This window comes from Arthrobacter sp. TmtSoilC77 (assembly GCF_059739415.1).
Window position 1 is genome coordinate 2,124,975 of record NZ_AP046050.1, and the last position, 16,258, is coordinate 2,141,232.

The following is a 16,258-nucleotide window of genomic DNA, read 5'->3' on the forward strand; positions in this document are numbered from 1 at the left end:
AGGACGAGGTGGGCGGATTGAAGAGCTTGCATCGCCGCATCGGACGCGTCCAGTCGAACGGGGCGTATTTGAGTGGGGTTGGCCAGAATTCAAAATGCTTGGTTCCAAGGTGTGGAACCACCTTGTTGCAAGCAAAAGGTCTCTGGCTGATCATGAACCTAACGCCAAGCCCAGAGACTTGACGGGACGCAGGTTGGCTGCTGAGTCGGGCACATCATTCTCCCTGCCCTCGCCTCGTACTCCGCGAGCTTCAAGGCGTGCGCAGGCGTGAAGCATAAATTATCTTCTTCTAACGGGAGGTCGTGATGTTTCAAACGCTTGACGTCGTGATAGTAGATGCCTTCGTTCCTACTACGAATGATAGGAAGTCCCCTTATTCGGCGGTCCTTCTCAGCTGAGGCGGCCTACGCCGGAACATTCAGCGTCAGAGGTGAGTTGGTCAGGCATTACGTGCTCGTCAGCCTGTTTCCCAGTGCGTTCGGGCTGGTAGTTCAACGATAGGGCAGCGTACACACATCGGCGAGCTCATATTGGAATTCGTAAAACCAGCCCCGGAAGAGGGGCACATCGTACCGGCGCCCTCATCTGGAGGCGTGTTTGCCGGGTCGAAGGGCAGGACCCGCATGGGGGAATTTCGAGCTTGATCCGCTGCCCCTTGGTGCTGCGGCGTAGCGGGACACACGGAAAGCGGTCCAAAGACCAGTTTTAGAGCACAACAATGGAGTCGAAGATGTCGATGAAGACTTACCTTGTAATGGTTGAATGGCGCATGTGGCAATACGTTTTTTTCCGGCGGTTGCGAGATGAGGTGCGCTATCTGTTGCCGGGCGAGGTAAACGCTGTCGTCCTCGGCGCACGGCGGCGAACATCCGAGTCCTTCGAGCTTCACCGGCACGAGGCTCCCGATCCTCAAGGGATTGTGTCAGTCATCGGCATACCCTCGATGGTCCTGGGTACCCATCGTGAGCTCATTGCACGGGGAGTCAGCCCTGAAGAAGCCTTCGACGCCGTCCGTAGATCCTTCCGCAAGACGTTCGGGGCGTCGGTCCGGATTCTTGCCAGGCTGCTCCTGTCACTATCCCGACGGCCCGTGGAGGCGACGGGCAAGCATCTGATCCCGATGTATAAAGCTATATTCGGGAAGGGGTTTCAGTTTGACCATGAGACAACTGAGACCGGCTGGAAACTCGTGATGCCACGATGCGGTGCCTTCAATTTCCTCGAAGCAGCCGGTGAACCAGGGCTTACAAGGGCCGTATGCGAATGGGACCGAAACTATCTGAATGTGATGGACCAATCGCGCAAGTCGATTAGGACCGCCCGCACGATGACTATGTCCACCGGGAGCGGAAGCTGCGAATTCGTTTTCGACCGTTCCCAGGAGCGTACAGTAATCCCCATCGATGTCGTTCTTAGGCGCCCTGCAGCGGGTAGGTCTCCTGGCGCTGAGGGCAGTGGTGAAATGCGCTGAAGGGCGCGGGCATCACTGGTGCCACACGAAACGTACGTCTGTCTCCTGTGTCACTGATTCTGGTCTGCAACTTCGCTTTCTTGCTCAGCCGTCGGCAAGCGCCGCGTTTCGGGGCAGTTGGCGTCCCAGGGCCAGGGCCGCGGTTCGCACCGCTGGTGCCACGCGATGGATATCCAAATGCCCCACCTTGCCCGAGGCGGAGATGGCCGCTACGAGCTTGCCTCCGGTGTCCATCACCGGGCTCGCTGCACAAAAGCTGTCAGGTGCGGATTCATTGCGTTCGTATGCAAGGCCGGTCTCTGCAATGTCGGCCAGAGCGGCCCTCAAGGACTTCTCATCCGTGATGGTGCTAGGTCCGACAAGCGGCAGACCCGCGGAAATGACATTTTCGATCACTTGGTCCGGCGAGAAGGCGAGCATGGCCTTGCCTACGGCCGTGGCGTGCGCCGGGAGCCGTCCGCCCACCCGGGAGGGTAACTGGGGAGTGCCGTGGCCACGGAGAATTTCGATGTACACCACTTCCGTTCCGTCCAGCAAGGCGAGGTGAATTGTATGTCCTGTGGCGTTGCGCAGGTCCGCCATGATGCCGATGGCACGTCTGCGCAGTTCCTTGGGAGTCGCCGCCAACTGGCCGAGTTCGAAGAGAGCCAGGCCAAGTCGTAGTGACACCCCGTGGCGTTCCAGGTATTGCAGCCTCACCAGCTCAGCTGTCAGCCGCGCAACAGTCGACTTTGCCAAACCAGTTCTGCGGGCCAACTCGGAAACCCCGAGAGTCCGGTCTTCGAAGCGGAATGCCCCGAGGATCAACGCGGAGCGCTCCAAAACGGACGATGAGGTGTTCCAATCAGCGGTACGCATCATTGCAGTCTGCCGGACGCTGCCCACACAATCAAGATCAGAGTAAAAGCCTTTCCATAGGTTATGGAACGAACTAGGAGCCAATGTGGAACCGCAAACTGCAATCAATGTCCTGCAGCCGTTCGCCGATGAGCTGCTGGAGGCGACCCGCACCCTCGTGCCGATTTCTCCGCTGCGCACCCGGCTGGAGGGGATGAGTATCCAGGACGCCTATGAGATCCAAAACGCGCAGTTGCAGCACCATCTGGCGCAGGGGCGGGTGCTGGCTGGACGCAAGGTCGGGCTCACCTCGCCCGCCATGCAGGCCCAGCTGGGCGTGGACTCACCAGACTTCGGATTCTTCTTTGAAGACATGGTCCACCATGATGAAGCGATTATCCCGGCTTCTGACTTCATCGCCCCAAAAGTAGAACCGGAGTTCGGTTTCGTGCTCAAGGAAACCCTCCGGGGGCCGGGGGTCAGCGTGGAGCAGGCCCGCGAGGCGATCGGGGCAGTCTACGCGGCTATCGAAATCATCGATTCGCGCATCACCGACTGGGACATCAGGCTGGTCGACACCGTTGCGGACAATGCATCGTGCGGGGCCATCGCGGTTGGACGCACGCCGCTTGACGTGGACGTTGCCGACTTGGCTTCGGTGCAGTGCACGCTGGTGATAGATGGCCATGCCGCAGAGACCGGCAACGGTGAGGCGGTTATGGGCGACCCCGTGGCCCCGCTGGCGTGGCTGGCCAACGTCCTTGGTGAGCAAGGCGTTGCGCTCCAGGCAGGGCAGTTGATCTTGCCGGGCTCCTTTACCAAAGCGCTGCCGGTTGTTGCAGACAGCACGGCGACAGCTGACTTCGGGGACCTAGGGTCCCTGACTATCCGTTTCACCTAAACAGGAAAGGGCTTCTTTCATGACAGCCAAAAAAATGACGGCGGCAATCGTCGGGTCGGGCAACATCGGCACCGACTTGATGTTCAAGCTGATGCGCCGCAGCGAGCACCTCGAACCGACATACATGATTGGCGTTGACCCCGCCTCTGACGGACTCGCCCGTGCCGCCAGGCTCGGCCTGATATCGTCCCATGGGGGAGTCGACTGGCTGCTGGCCCAGGATGATAAACCCGACTTCGTGTTCGAGGCCACCTCCGCGAAAGCCCACGCCGCTAACGCGCCGCGATACGCTGCGGCCGGGATCACCGCCATCGACCTGACCCCGGCCGCCGTGGGCCCGTACGTGTGCCCAGTGGTGAATCTGGACGCTGTGCCGGAAGCGGAGAACGTAAACATGATCACCTGTGGCGGGCAGGCAACCACGCCGATCGTCGCTGCAATCTCGTCTGTCGTCCCCGTGCCCTACGCTGAAATCGTTGCGTCGATCGCGTCTAAGTCCGCAGGGCCAGGAACCAGGGCCAATGTTGATGAATTCACTCAAACCACCGCAAAGGCTCTTGAAGTGGTCGGCGGTGCTGCCCGCGGCAAAGCTATCATCATCATCAACCCCGTCGAACCTCCCATGATCATGCGAAACACCGTCTACGCTGCGGTCCCGGCCGAGGCAACTGAGCCTGGACCCGTGCAGGATGCCATCCGGGAGGCTATAGCCCGCACCGTCAAACAAGTCCAAGCCTACGTTCCCGGCTACTCGCTACGGGTGGACCCGCAGTTTGACCACGCCCGCCCCGAGTGGAATAACCAGGGCCGAGTCGGCGTCTGGATTCAAGTCAAGGGAGCGGCTGATTATCTGCCCGAATATGCCGGCAACCTTGACATCATCACCGCCGCCGCGACCCGCACCGCAGACCTGCTTGCCGAGCGCAAGCTGGCGGGGACCGCCCCAACTACCGCAGGAGCACACGCTTGAGCACCTCACCCGACTACAGCATCCGCTTGACCGACACTACACTTCGTGATGGATCCCACGCGATGAGCCACCAGTTCACGGTGGACCACGTGCGCTCCACCGTCCGGGCACTGGACGACGCCGGAGTGCAGGTCATCGAGGTTACACACGGCGACGGCTTGGGTGGTTCCTCGTTCAACTACGGCTTCTCCCTCACCCCCGAACTCGACTTAGTCAAGGCAGCCGTCGAGGAGGCCACAAGGGCGAAGATCGCGGTGCTCATGCTCCCTGGCCTGGGTACCCTCGAGGACCTAAATGAGGCCCGGGACGCTGGCGCTTCCGTGGTCCGTCTTGCCACCCACTGCACTGAAGCGGATGTATCTATCCAGCACTTTGGCCATGCCAGGAACCTGGGCATGGAAACTGTGGGCTTTTTGATGCTGTCCCATCGCGTCTCCCCCGAAGAATTGGCCAAACAGGCTCGGATCATGGCCGACGCTGGCTGCCAGTGCGTGTATGTGGTGGACTCTGCTGGCGCTCTGATTTTGGAGGACGTCTCCGACCGCGTTGCCGCGCTCGTTGCCGAGCTCGGGTCAGATGCGCAGGTGGGATTCCACGGCCACCAGAATCTGTCCTTCGGAGTTGCTAACTCGGTCTTCGCCGTCCGGGCCGGCGCAAAGCAGATCGACGGCACCTTGGCGGCCCTCGGGGCTGGAGCAGGCAACTCGCCCACTGAGGTTTTGGCGGCTGCCTTCGACCGGTTGAACATCAACACAGGCGTTGACGTCCAAGCGCTCATGGCCGCAGCCGAGGATACCGTCAGGCCCTACATCCGACGCATCCCGGTCATGGATCGCGCTTCTATTATGCAGGGCTACGCCGGCGTTTACTCTTCCTTTCTCATCCATGCTGAACGCGCTGCCGATCGCTATGGCGTGCCGGCTTGGAAAATCCTCGAAGAGGTAGGTAGGGCCGGTTACGTTGGTGGCCAGGAGGACATGATCGTCGACGTTGCGGTACAGCTTTCCGCCGGACGCTAAAGGACTGCCAAAGGGAGGCAGCTGCCCGAGTCAATGCCGACGAGGGCGGTGGCTTGTGCGTGAAGAGTATCGGGATCGCTACATCACGGGGTACTTCATGCACAAGCCGCCCAGTCGGTGCGTGTCAAGAGCTCTCACCTTGGATGTCTTTGGTGCTAAGACCTCATGAGATAAGGGACCAGGGTGGGGGAAGCCTAGGTGTATTGACCACGGACGTTGATGACGCTCGGCGTGGTTGGTGACATGAAGAAGACCTCCGGGTGGAGTGGGGCTTGTCTAGAGTCCAATTCCACGCACGGAGGTCTTCATGTCCCACCCTAACGCTCTTCTGACGCCTCGTGGCAGGCTGCGGCTCGCGCAGTGTGTCGTTGATCAGTGCTGGAGTCTGCGCCGGGCCGCGGAACGGTTCCAGGTCTCGGTTCCGACCGCCGCGCGGTGGGCACGGCGCTACCGCGAGCACGGCCCGGCTGGGATGGAGGACCGCTCCAGCCGCCCGCATTCTTCTCCACGGCGGACGGCAACGCGTATCGAGCGGCGGATCATCGCCCTGCGCGTCAACCGCCGGTGGGGGCCTGCCAGGATCGGTTATCTGCTGGGCATCCACCCGTCCACTGTGCACCGCGTGCTGTCCCGTTACCGGCTGGCGAAACTGGCCTGGCTCGACCGCGGCACCGGAAGGGTGATCCGCCGCTACGAACACGACAGGCCCGGGGACCTGGTCCATGTCGACATCAAGAAACTCTGTGAGTCTTATCAGCAGCTGGTCTGGGACTGGCTGGCAGGATAGTATCGGCCGTCCGCCTCGGTGGTTGTGACTCAAAGAAACTATGACCAGTAGTGTCTTGCGTCCGACTTGTCCTTCCGTCGGGGTGGTCGGCCGGTACCTGTCCGGCCCACTTCGGTGACTTGATCAGAAGATTGTCCGCGTTGTTGAGCGCGTGACTCGTCACAGTGCTGTTCCGATGTGATTCCTACCCGGACCGGTACCGGCCTTTAGCGGCCGGACCTTGTCCATCGCTGAGGAAAGGTGCTGCACCGCCATGTCTATCGTTGCGCATTCCCACCCGTTTGTCGTGGGGGTTGATACCCACGCCCGGAATCATGTTTACGCCGTTTTCGCCGCTGGGACCGGCGAGCTGCTGGATACCCGGGAGTTTCCCACGACGCCTGCCGGCATCAGCAGGGCCATCGCCTGGGTCGCCCGCCGTACCGGGGCGGACGCTGACACGCTCTGGGTCATCGAAGGCGCCGCATCCTACGGGGCTGTCCTGGCCGGCACTGTTGCCGCCGAGGGCTTCCCGATCGCCGAGGCACCACGCATGGATGCCAGGAAGCGCCGCGGCGTTGGGAAGTCCGATGCCCTGGACGCCCACCGGATCGGCGCGGCCGTGCTGCCGCTGCCGCTGGAGAAGCTGCGCCGGCCCAGGGTGAACGACGGGGTCCGTCAAGCCCTGCGGATCCTGATCACGGCACGCGATGCGATGAGCACCGAGCGGACCCGCTCGGCCAACGCGCTCACCGCGCTGCTGCGCACACACGTTTTGGGAATGGACGCCCGGAAGCCTCTTTCAGTCGGGCAGATCACTGACGTCTCACGGTGGCGTGCACGCGAGGAGGAGCTCTCCCTGTCCATTGCCCGCGCCGAAGCGGTTCGCCTGGCCAGGCGTGTCCTCGAACTCGATGAACAGCTCAAATCCAACGAGAACCAACTGACCGAGCTGGTGCAGATCAGCGAGGCCGCGCCCCTGCTTCAGGAACCGGGCTTTGGGCCCGTCGCTGCAGCGACCTGCCTCGCCACCTGGTCCCACCACGGGCGGGTTCGAAACGAGGCCGCCTACGCCTCCCTGGCGGGCGTCAACCCGATCCCTGCGTCTTCAGGAAACACCGTCCGCCACCGCCTGAACCGCGGGGGCGACAGAAGCCTGAACCGAGCCTTACACATGGTCGCGCTCACCAAAATGGCCCACGATCCCGAGACCCGGAAATACGTCGAGAAGCGGCGGGCAGAAGGCCACACAAACAGGGAAATCCGTCGATGCATCAAGCGCTACCTGGCCCGGCGCATCTATAGGACGCTCAATGCCTCCTGCACTAATGCCGCTTGACAGACATAGAAGAGTCGGCCGGATCCCGGACGGCGGTGGACACCGGGTTCTGAGCAGGGCCGCCGGACGCCGAAACAAAGCCGGGACGCCGTCCAACCGCCGTCCCGGCTACCACTACCTCCACAACGCAGTCGATGACCACTCCCGCCTGGCCTACACCGAAATCCTCGCGGACGAGACAAAGGAAACAGCAGCAGCCTTTTGGCAGCGGGCCAATGTCTGGTTCCAAGCCCAAGGGATCACTATCCAGCGGGTCCTGACGGACAACGGGAACTGCTACCGGTCCAAGGCCTTCGCTCAGGCCCTGGGCCCGGACATCAAGCACAAACGCACCCGCCCCTATCGCCCGCAGACCAACGGCAAGGTCGAACGGTTGAACCGCACGATGCTGGAGGAATGGGCCTACATCCGGCCCTACCGCTCCGAGGCCGAGCGTGTCGCAGCTTTCCCCGAGTGGCTCCATCCCTACAATCACTGTGAGTCTTGATCATGGCTGGTCCGGGACCGGCTGGCAGGATGGCTACTGGCCCGCCCGCCCCCGAGGATGTGGCTCATACAATCATTGACGTTTGATTGTCTTGCTGTGGACTTGTCCATCTTTTGGGGTTGGTGGCCGGTACCATCCCGGCCCACCTCGGTAGCTTGATCAGAAGATTGTCCACCCCATGGCGGGGCGTGACCCATCACAGTGCTGTTCCGACGTGACTCCTACCCGGACTGGTACCGGCCCTTGACGGCCGTTGACCCATGTCCTCGTTTCTCGGAAAGGTGCCGTGACCGCCATGTCCATCGTCGCTCATGCCCACCCATTTGTCGTGGGTGTCGACACACACGCCCGCAATCATGTCTACGCAATCCTCGTAGCCACCACCGGTGCCCTACTTGAATCCCGGTCATTTCCCACCACTGCGGCCGGAATCAATAGGGCCATCGACTGGGTGGCCAGCCGCACCGGCGCGGATGCTGACACCCTCTCGCTTCCGATGACCTATGTTCGGTCGCGCGCCGTCCCCTTGGCCTCTCGTCTCAATTGCGTTGGCAGGAGGGTGTGCCCGGAGTTCGCGGCAATCAGTTCCTTCTAGGCCATCTTGACACTGTTGCGGCAGCCGCGTTTCCTCAGCCAGCCGGTGAGCCGGGTCAGTCCTATCCGCCGGACATTCTCGGGGTCTGGTAGCCACTGACAAGGATGAGCGGGGCTTTCTTGGAGTCGAACGCGCGCTCGAGCGCAGGGAAGTATTTCAGCAAGGCGGCCCGGAGCGTGTTGATTGCCGGACACGGTCGCAGATCAGATCGGCCCATCTGCGCCGTTCCTTGATATGGGCTCAGGGGACCGAGATGTCTTGTCACCAGGATTGATGTGGCGGACACTTTATCCCGGTGTACTTCTGCGACCCCGCGAGTGCCTGAAAGCGCGGCTCAAACGAGAACACTGTGAGTATGAGAAGTGGCTTTGGAAGGGCTGATCCGGAACGGTTAGTGCCGGCAGCAAGAGGTGACTCCCGAGAAGGGCCGCAACCAGGCGCGCCTTCCGTTGGACCCGTCTCTTGAACTGCCGGCGCCGACCTGACCCAGTTGGTCCTGGATTAATTAGGAGCTTGTCCGCCCTTCGGGCGTGACCCTTCATAGTGCTGCCGCGATGAGTGATCTTCCTTCGTGTCCGGCGTGGACGTGTTCGCCAGTTGACTAGGGTACGACCAATGACCGAGTTGGCAGAGGACTATGACTACGTCATCGGAGGTGATCCGGACGTGACACCATCGACCTGGCGGTGTTGGATACGGCCACCGGCGGCATCCACGCCCACATCGAGGCAGCGGCCGGCGGTCCGGGATACGCACGCATGCTCGAGTGGGCACGACAGCACGCGCCTGGACGCCGCGTCTGGGCGTTGGAGGGAACAGGAAGCTTCGCCGCCGGCTTGGCAGGGGAACTTGCCCTAGCCGGTGAGGATGTAGTCGAAGTCGGTGCCCTGAAACGCGCCCGCGGCTCCAAGAACGATCGGCTCGACGCGGTCCGCGCCGCCCGGACCGCGTTGGCACGGGAACACCAGCCCAGTCCGTGCGTGGGCGGACTGCGTGAAGGGATCAGAGCCCTGTCAGCGACCCGCCAGGCGGGCCTCGTCAGCCGTACCAAAGCAATCAACGAACTCAGGAGCCTCATCGTGGTTGCACCCGAACAACTGCGGGCGCTGCTGCGGCCGTCCGCTGGCAACCCAGCTGACATTGATCGGAAGCATGGTCACCACCGCGGCCGCCACGGTCGAACACCTGATCACGCTGGTGACCATGCAGTCGATCACCGCGCGCATACAGTTTCTTGGCAGCCAGCTCGCGGACATCGAACCCGAGCTGGTCCGTCGGATCCACGAACACCCTGCCGGGCCGGCACTGCTCGCCGAACCAGTAGTCGGACCGGTCGCCGCGGCCCAACTGTTGATCATCTGGTCCCACCCCGGACGGGTCAGCTATCTCTGCGACATACGTCGCCATGGCAGCACAGCAACAACGAGAACATAAGCCGGCTACAGCGCCACTGTTTCGATAAGTGCATTGACTTCTCTGTGGACGCCGCATTAGCGCCTCATACAGGTATTGAAGGCGCATGCGCCATCTCGACGCAAGGATGCAAGGCAAAAACCCTGGGAGAGCGTCATGGAGGCGCTCTCCCAGTGTCTACCAATCCGCGGTGGGGTCAGACTTTGCCAAAGTACCGGGACAGCTCCCAGTCTGTTATTGCGCTGTTGAACTGTTCGACTTCCAAGCGTCGGGTCGCCCCGTAGTAGCGAACAAATTCCTCACCCAAGTATTTGTTGGCGACTTCACTCTGCTCGAAGAGGTCCACCGCTTCGGCGAGGGTTCTGGGAACGGTTGGAAGAGAACTATCGCCGTAAGCGTTACCAGCGTAAGCAGTGCCGGGATCGAGGTCGCTTTCGATTCCCCACAGGCCACCGGCCAACATGGCAGATAGGACGAGGTATGGGTTCCCATCTGCCCCGGGGGTGCGATTTTCAATGCGAGTGAGATGTTCGGCGCCAGTAATCGCTCGAATTGCTGTCGTACGATTACCAAGCGACCAGGCAACTTGTGTTCCAGCGGCTGATTCAGCCTCATAACGTTTGTAAGACGTAATGAAGGGGGCGAACACCGCGGTGAACTCCCGCAGGGTGCTCGTGAGCCCGGCAACGTATTGCCTTCCAATCTTTGACAGGCCATCAACGGAGGTGTTGTCGTGGAAGACGTTTCGTTCACCGGACCACAGTGACTGATGCACATGCATGCTGGAACCAAAACCGCCTGGAGCAGGTTTGGCGATGAAGGATGAGGTGTAACCGAGCGATTCGGCGATGCGCTTAACGGCAAACTTGAACAAGAAGCCTTCGTCGGCGGCCCGTAAGGCTTCCTGCGGCGTCAAGTTAAGCTCGAATTGAGATGGTCCTCCCTCAGGCACAACGGCCTCGATCTTAACCCCGATGCTTTCACAGGCAGCTTCAATGGCCGCCGTCAGTTCCAGCTCGTTATGTGCCCGCTCTCCACCGTACATGGTGACACCGCTGGTCATTGGCTCCAGATTGCGGAAACCCTTGGCACGAGCGGACTGCGCTGTCTCACGGAAAACGAAGAACTCATACTCGGTCGCCATCCTGGCCGTGAAACCCATTCCTGCGGCGCGATCGACCATACTACGAAGCAGGCTGCGTGGCATGGCGGAAACCGGTCGTCCCTGTTCATCCTGGAAGTCACAAAGAACTATCGCGCTGCCGTCGATCCAAGGGACGGGTGAGAAAGTTTCCAGGTCGGGAAGTGCCTCCATGTCGGAAAAACCCGACTCCCATGAAGGCCACCAGCCGGTGTACCCGGCCGGCCTAGCCATGATCTCATCCTCGACGTCCAGGACAGCTATGATGTCGGCGATGTGCTGCGCTTCTGTTGGATCCTTTTCGAAGCGCCATCGAGGGATAAATTTGCCGCGGGACTGGCCGTGGATGTCTGTGCCCATCACTAGCACCCGCTTGATGCCTTCTTGTTCAAGAATGGCGCGTACCTTTGATATTGCCTCCGCATTCGCGGGTTGGGCGGGGTGTTCCATCAAATCCTCCGGCTTTCTTTAGGCTTTCTAAGACCATGGTCGGCTGGCGGCCCTCGGCTGACAATGGGCTGGTTTCAGAGAGTGGAACTCCTGTAAGCGCGGTCACAGTCTTGCCTTAGTGAAAGAACAAGCCCAGCCACCGACTTTGATGAGAACACTTTTAATCTGAAACAGTGCTTCAACCCCGCACCCACCACACGGGCTGGCTGCGGGGGAGTGACGAAAGCCCTGTCGACGTTCTTAGGAGAACAGCACGTCCCCAAGGGCAACACGCTGGCCGACCGGTCTGCGGTGGGGCCGAGACTTTCGTGGAAGGATGAGGAAATCTGGAAGGCGACGACGGATCGGACGCCGACAACGCGAAATAAGCGGCACAATATGTCGCATTGAAAGCCTTCCCCCGCAACTGTCAGGTTGAGCTGCAGAGACTTCCAAAGCATGGTGTCAGAAAAGAGCAACCGCAGTTCTATTCTGACGCTCTCTGCGCTTCGCCCTGACGTCAGCTTGGGGTGTACACGCCCTTCCGCCGCGGCTGTGGAATGCGCACGGGTCAACTGGCCCGGAGGCGCGGTCCTCCTTCAGTGCCGGTCTTCACCACGAAGAGGAGCGTGAGCGAGTTGAGTGCAGATGTCGTTTACGAGTGCGGCTGGTGCGAGCGTGATGTCCGCAAGGATGTGCCTCTCGTCGTACTCAAGTGGTTCGAGGGTGCGCAGCTGGGAGTCGAGAAGGCTTGAGGGCATGAACTCGTGGTTACGGGCGTTCATCCGCTCCAGCAGCGTCTGCCGGTCACCGTTGAGGTGCACGAACATGAGATCGGGAACATGGGACCGCAGCAGGTCACGGTAGCTGCGTTTCAGCGCCGAACAGGCGATGATCGCCGGGGCGCCCGCGTTACCGGATGCCTTGAGGGCGCACCCGATTTCTTCCAGCCAAGGTTCCCGGTCCGAATCGTCAAGCGGGATGCCCGCACCCATCTTGGCCTTGTTAGCGGCGGGGTGCAGGTTGTCCCCGTCTTGGAAAGCCACACCCAGCCGCTCGCCCAGGAGTGAGCCGATGGTCGACTTGCCGCATCCTGAGACCCCCATGACCACCAAGGGAGGTAGGGGAGTGGTGACCATGTTCAACGTTCCTTCCGATGGCGCCATTGCAGACGCGCGAGAAATCATACTTGAGAAAACATTCTCAGGAAGATGATGGAAGGTCAAGCCCCTTCCAAAAGATGGGCGACCCCTTGACTCACATCGAATATAAGTGAGAAAAAATTCTCATATGAGCTTCTCGCCGTTGAGTGGCACGCAGGCAAGAGGGAGGCGCCCATGAAGGACCTTGTAAGGATCCCCGCGGGATCATCGACATCGGGGTCGCGCCCGCTTTCTTCTGAATTTCCCGGGGATGGGGTGGGCGCGTGAAGTGGGCTCGAAGCGCGGTGGACGGCAAGGACTGGCGCGCATCCGATTTTGATCTCCGAGACCCCGCCTGGCGCAAGAGTTGCCAACGGGGGGGGCTGGTGTGCCTTGGCTGCGGATCGCCGGCATTTTTCAGGGCCACATCCAGCAAGAAAACACCGGCCTTCGGGGCACGGCACAGGACGGACTGCGTGCTGGTCGCAAGATCTTGGACCGTCTTCAAATATCTTCAGTGAGGCACCCGGAGGCAATGAGAAATCTTAAACAAATGAGAAAAATTTCTTGCTTAGTCGTGGTGTGCGACATACGCTTAAAGCATCAGATTTCCGGAGTCTTTAAGCAGGCTCAAACAGCGGGAGGCACACCATGTTGCGCATCATTGGAGAACACCCGGGCGGACATACACACCGCTGCCGGTATGTTGCCGGAACCGGGTCCCACTGCCCGGTGAGCGGCATGTGGGCCCCCGTCGGTGAGGCGGGCCCCCATCTCCAGGTGCTGGAGGGGAGCATCATGCCCACACACCAAAATGCTGCAGTGGTCTGGCACCTTGTTCAGGGCCTTGCGCGTCGTGACCTACGTAGCTGAAGCCAGGCCCCGGCGTCGTCCTTCACCGGCGAAGCGACGCCACAGCCCGTTGGAGCGCCGCCTCTTGGACTCCAAGGTGGTGCGGGCACGTATCGACAGCCATGTCCGTACCCTTCTGGGGCGTCGCAATGAAGCGATCGCCGCGGCCATGGCTGACAGGGTCCCCTTGTCCTCGATCTCGGATGTGGTGGGTATCCGCGCAACGGACGTTAAGCGGCTCGGGCGCGCCTATCAGGAACTCGACTTTTCAGGTGCCCCGCCGGAATGGCATCTTTCCGGGCTGCGGGCCATTACCGATCAACTGAACGCGGCTCTGGCGGAGAAGGAGCTTGGTGCGCGAAAGCTCCGCGATGACGTCCTTGAAGGGCTCGAAGCCGCCGCTATGGACATCTTCCGCATTGCTGCTTTGACAGCCCTGCCAGCTGAACGCATCCGCGAACTGGTCCGTCAGGGCCATTGAAGCTCAGGCGCCGCTGTCCTGTGCCCAGCCCGCCAACGCACCTTTGAGGGCGGCAATCAACCGGCGCGTTGCCTGGTCCTTTGTTAGGCCCACCGTGTTGATGAGGTCGAGGATTTCGCGGGGGTCGAACAGGATGTTCCAGAGGAACATGGCTTCATCGCCGATCGCCGGCAACCCGAGTTCCTCGCAGGCCTCGCGCAGCGGACGTTCCAGCGCATCCGCCTGCACGGTCAGGTAAAAGGCTCCGGCGCGGAGGCGGGCCAGGTATCCTTCGCCGGAACGGGTGTAGAGCATGGCTCCGCCATGGCGGGTGACCAGGTCCACCCACTTGCGGCTCACCGCCGTCAAAAGTTCGACTCCGGCCAGTTCCTGCTGCTTGAGGCTGTAGTCCCGCAGCTTCTCACCCACACCGAAACGGTACTCGGCAAGGATGTCATCCACTGATGCAAAGTGCCTGTAGGCGGTGGCAGTGGAAATCTCCGCGTGCTTAGCCACGTCAGTCATGCTGATCGGCCCACGGCGGGAGGCAAAAAGCTGACCAGCAGCGTTGACCAGTTGTCTGCGGTTGCGCTGTGTGTCACTACGCATTAATGGGCACCCTTTCGTCACCTCAAGCTTAGGTCCTGGAAGTGGACCACCCTGTCAGGGCGGCCGTGAAGGTCTTGACCAGACGGGCCGACACCTGGGCGGCGGTGAGGTCCAGGCTTCGGAGGAGGTCGTGGATTTCCCTGGGGTCAAAGAAGCCGTTCCAGAGGAACAGTGCCTCGTCTCCGGGATGCTCGATGCCGAGAGCCTTGGATGCTTCCTCAAGCGGTTTCGCGAGGGCATCGGCCTGCACGGTCAGGTAGTAGGCCCCGACCTTGACGCGGGCTAGATAGCCTTCCGGGGACCTGGTGTGGATCATGGATTCGCCGTGTTGCACCACAAGATGGACCCACTTGCTGCACACAGCTTCCAGCAGTTCGAGCCCTTGGGCGTTCTGCTCCCTGCTGAACTCCAGCAGTTCGCGGCCGACCTCAAAGCGATAAGCGGCAAGGACGTCGTCCACGCATGCGAAATGGCGGTAAGCCGTGGCAGAGGAGATCCCTGCTTCGGCGGCAATTTGGGACATGGTAGCCGAACGGCCGGCTCCGAAGAGCCGGCCGGCCGCATCCACCAAAAGCGTCCGGTTCCGCTGCATGTCCACCCGCAGGCCCGCCGGAGGATTGAGCAGGGTCACGGCGTCTGCCTGAGCGCAGCCAGGCCTGCGGCGATCCGCTCGACGCCGGCTGTGATGGCTTCGGCACTGGCGGCATAGGAGAGCCTGAGATAGTGTTCGCCGTTTCGCCCGAACTCACTGCCCGGACGGACAGCGACACCGAATTCGCGCAGGTGCGCCACCATCTGGGCAGCTGGCAGGTCCACGTCGTATTTGGGGAAGAGGTAGAACGCCCCTTCCGGGGAGCTGACCGTGAGGCCGGGGATTTTGCGGAGTCCGTCATACATGAGCTCGCGGCGCTCTGCGTACGAGGCGTGCATGCGCTTGATGTCGGGTCCGCAGGTCTTCAGGGCGGTCAGGGCGGCCAGCTGGACGGCGGTGTTCATGGAGCCGTTGAAGGTGTTGTGCACACGCGCGGCGGAGGCGATGACATCGGAGGGTCCCCACAGGTATCCCACGCGCCAGCCCGTCATGGCATAGCTCTTGGAGAAGGTCTGGCAGTAGATTGTCCTGCCGGCCAGCCCTGGGATCTCCAGGGCGGAGGTGAAAGGTTCCGCCGTGTAGACGAGGTCGCTGTACGCTTCGTCGGACAAGACCAGGGTGCCCGTCCCGGCAACCATGCTTGCCAGGGCCTCAAGCTCCGCCCGCGAGTGGACGATGCCGGTGGGGTTGGACGGATTGCAGAAGACAAACATCTTGGCGCCTTCAAGGGCCGATGCCAGGGCCTCAAGGTCCCAATGGAGGTCGCCAGCCAGTGGAACGGGAACGATCTCGCCGCCGGCCATGCTCACCAGGTCCGCGTAGAGCGAGTAGGTGGGATCGGGGATGACCACCTTGTCTCCGGGGTTGACGATGCCCAGGATGGCGGCCGCAAGTCCGGCGGTTCCACCTTGGGTGATGAGCACGTCGCTGGGGCTGGCCACTTCGCCGAGGAGCTGGCCGATACGGGCAGCCAGCTCCTCGCGAAGCACCAGCTCGCCGAGCAACGGCGAGTAGTGGGTGTGTCCCTCTTCCAGGGCGCGGGCGGCTGCGGCGCGGACCTGTTCGGGGGTGTCAAAGTCCGGCTCACCCATGGCGAGCGAAACGAGGTCGCCCTTGGACTGGGGCTGCTGGACGCGCAGCGATGTGCGCTGGACCCGCTGCACGGCCTCTGAAGGCTGGAAGGTCGCGACGGCGGTGGATGGTTCGAGGGTCATGGCAGTCCTGCTTCGGGATTG

At 61.6% G+C, this 16,258-nt stretch carries 13 protein-coding genes and 5 pseudogenes; 11 read left to right on the plus strand and 7 right to left on the minus strand.

Annotation, left to right across the window (positions count from 1 at the left end; translation table 11 throughout):
* The first annotated feature begins 730 nt into the window (after positions 1-730).
* Positions 731-1,471 carry an L-2-amino-thiazoline-4-carboxylic acid hydrolase gene (locus AC6I99_RS09795; RefSeq protein WP_497960910.1) on the plus strand — a complete coding sequence of 247 codons (741 nt, stop codon included), beginning with the start codon at positions 731-733 and terminating at the stop codon, positions 1,469-1,471.
* Between the two features lie 84 nt (positions 1,472-1,555).
* Here the strand turns inward: AC6I99_RS09795 and AC6I99_RS09800 are convergent, their stop codons facing one another.
* On the minus strand, positions 1,556-2,329 hold the full coding sequence (locus tag AC6I99_RS09800) for an IclR family transcriptional regulator (protein WP_497960911.1): 774 nt from the start codon (positions 2,327-2,329) through the stop codon (positions 1,556-1,558).
* Between the two features lie 85 nt (positions 2,330-2,414).
* On the opposite strand from AC6I99_RS09800, the gene AC6I99_RS09805 reads away from it, so the two are divergent.
* The 7 genes and pseudogenes from AC6I99_RS09805 to AC6I99_RS09835 all read left to right on the plus strand — a co-directional run.
* On the plus strand, positions 2,415-3,209 hold the full coding sequence (locus AC6I99_RS09805; protein WP_497960912.1) for a 2-keto-4-pentenoate hydratase: 795 nt from the start codon (positions 2,415-2,417) through the stop codon (positions 3,207-3,209).
* Between the two features lie 19 nt (positions 3,210-3,228).
* On the plus strand, positions 3,229-4,179 hold the full coding sequence (locus AC6I99_RS09810) for an acetaldehyde dehydrogenase (acetylating) (protein ID WP_497960913.1): 951 nt from the start codon (positions 3,229-3,231) through the stop codon (positions 4,177-4,179).
* A complete protein-coding gene (gene dmpG, locus AC6I99_RS09815; protein WP_497960914.1) occupies positions 4,176-5,198 on the plus strand; it encodes a 4-hydroxy-2-oxovalerate aldolase in 1,023 nt (340 codons plus the stop codon). The genes AC6I99_RS09810 and dmpG overlap by 4 nt, the downstream gene beginning before the upstream one ends.
* 307 nt (positions 5,199-5,505) lie before the next feature.
* Positions 5,506-5,940 (plus strand): annotated as a pseudogene (locus AC6I99_RS09820) (helix-turn-helix domain-containing protein); the annotation flags it as partial.
* 298 nt (positions 5,941-6,238) lie between these two features.
* On the plus strand, positions 6,239-7,303 hold the full coding sequence (locus AC6I99_RS09825; protein ID WP_497960915.1) for an IS110 family RNA-guided transposase: 1,065 nt from the start codon (positions 6,239-6,241) through the stop codon (positions 7,301-7,303).
* 7 nt (positions 7,304-7,310) lie between these two features.
* Positions 7,311-7,790: pseudogene (locus AC6I99_RS09830) on the plus strand (DDE-type integrase/transposase/recombinase); the annotation flags it as partial.
* 286 nt (positions 7,791-8,076) lie between these two features.
* Positions 8,077-8,277: pseudogene (locus AC6I99_RS09835) on the plus strand (IS110 family transposase); the annotation flags it as partial.
* Positions 8,278-8,464: 187 nt separating this feature from the next.
* Here the strand turns inward: AC6I99_RS09835 and AC6I99_RS09840 are convergent.
* Positions 8,465-8,596: pseudogene (locus AC6I99_RS09840) on the minus strand (IS110-like element ISMav6 family transposase); the annotation flags it as partial.
* A gap of 475 nt (positions 8,597-9,071) precedes the next feature.
* Between AC6I99_RS09840 and AC6I99_RS09845 the strand changes: the two are divergent.
* Together AC6I99_RS09845 and AC6I99_RS09850 are read left to right on the plus strand one after the other, a co-directional pair.
* A pseudogene (locus AC6I99_RS09845) lies at positions 9,072-9,401 on the plus strand (hypothetical protein); the annotation flags it as partial.
* Between the two features lie 136 nt (positions 9,402-9,537).
* A complete protein-coding gene (locus AC6I99_RS09850) occupies positions 9,538-9,819 on the plus strand; it encodes a hypothetical protein (RefSeq protein ID WP_497962014.1) in 282 nt (93 codons plus the stop codon).
* 175 nt (positions 9,820-9,994) lie between these two features.
* On the opposite strand, the gene AC6I99_RS09855 is transcribed toward AC6I99_RS09850, so the two are convergent.
* Together AC6I99_RS09855 and AC6I99_RS09860 are read right to left on the minus strand one after the other, a co-directional pair.
* Positions 9,995-11,389 carry a glutamine synthetase family protein gene (locus AC6I99_RS09855; protein WP_497960916.1) on the minus strand — a complete coding sequence of 465 codons (1,395 nt, stop codon included), beginning with the start codon at positions 11,387-11,389 and terminating at the stop codon, positions 9,995-9,997.
* A gap of 578 nt (positions 11,390-11,967) precedes the next feature.
* Entirely contained in the window at positions 11,968-12,507 is a 540-nt protein-coding gene (locus tag AC6I99_RS09860; RefSeq protein ID WP_497960917.1) for a gluconokinase, read from the minus strand.
* Between the two features lie 817 nt (positions 12,508-13,324).
* Between AC6I99_RS09860 and AC6I99_RS09865 the strand changes: the two genes are divergently transcribed.
* Entirely contained in the window at positions 13,325-13,843 is a 519-nt protein-coding gene (locus AC6I99_RS09865) for a hypothetical protein (protein WP_497960918.1), read from the plus strand.
* Between the two features lie 3 nt (positions 13,844-13,846).
* On the opposite strand, the gene AC6I99_RS09870 is transcribed toward AC6I99_RS09865, so the two are convergent.
* From AC6I99_RS09870 to AC6I99_RS09880, 3 genes are all read right to left on the minus strand, one after another.
* On the minus strand, positions 13,847-14,347 hold the full coding sequence (locus tag AC6I99_RS09870) for a TetR/AcrR family transcriptional regulator (RefSeq protein WP_497960919.1): 501 nt from the start codon (positions 14,345-14,347) through the stop codon (positions 13,847-13,849).
* A 112-nt stretch (positions 14,348-14,459) separates the two neighbouring features.
* The gene (locus AC6I99_RS09875) at positions 14,460-15,062 is read right to left on the minus strand and encodes a TetR/AcrR family transcriptional regulator (protein ID WP_497960920.1); all 603 of its coding nucleotides are present in this window, start codon (positions 15,060-15,062) and stop codon (positions 14,460-14,462) included.
* Positions 15,059-16,237 carry a pyridoxal phosphate-dependent aminotransferase gene (locus AC6I99_RS09880; RefSeq protein WP_497960921.1) on the minus strand — a complete coding sequence of 393 codons (1,179 nt, stop codon included), beginning with the start codon at positions 16,235-16,237 and terminating at the stop codon, positions 15,059-15,061. Before AC6I99_RS09880 ends, AC6I99_RS09875 begins: the two co-directional genes overlap by 4 nt.
* Positions 16,238-16,258: the final 21 nt, after the last annotated feature.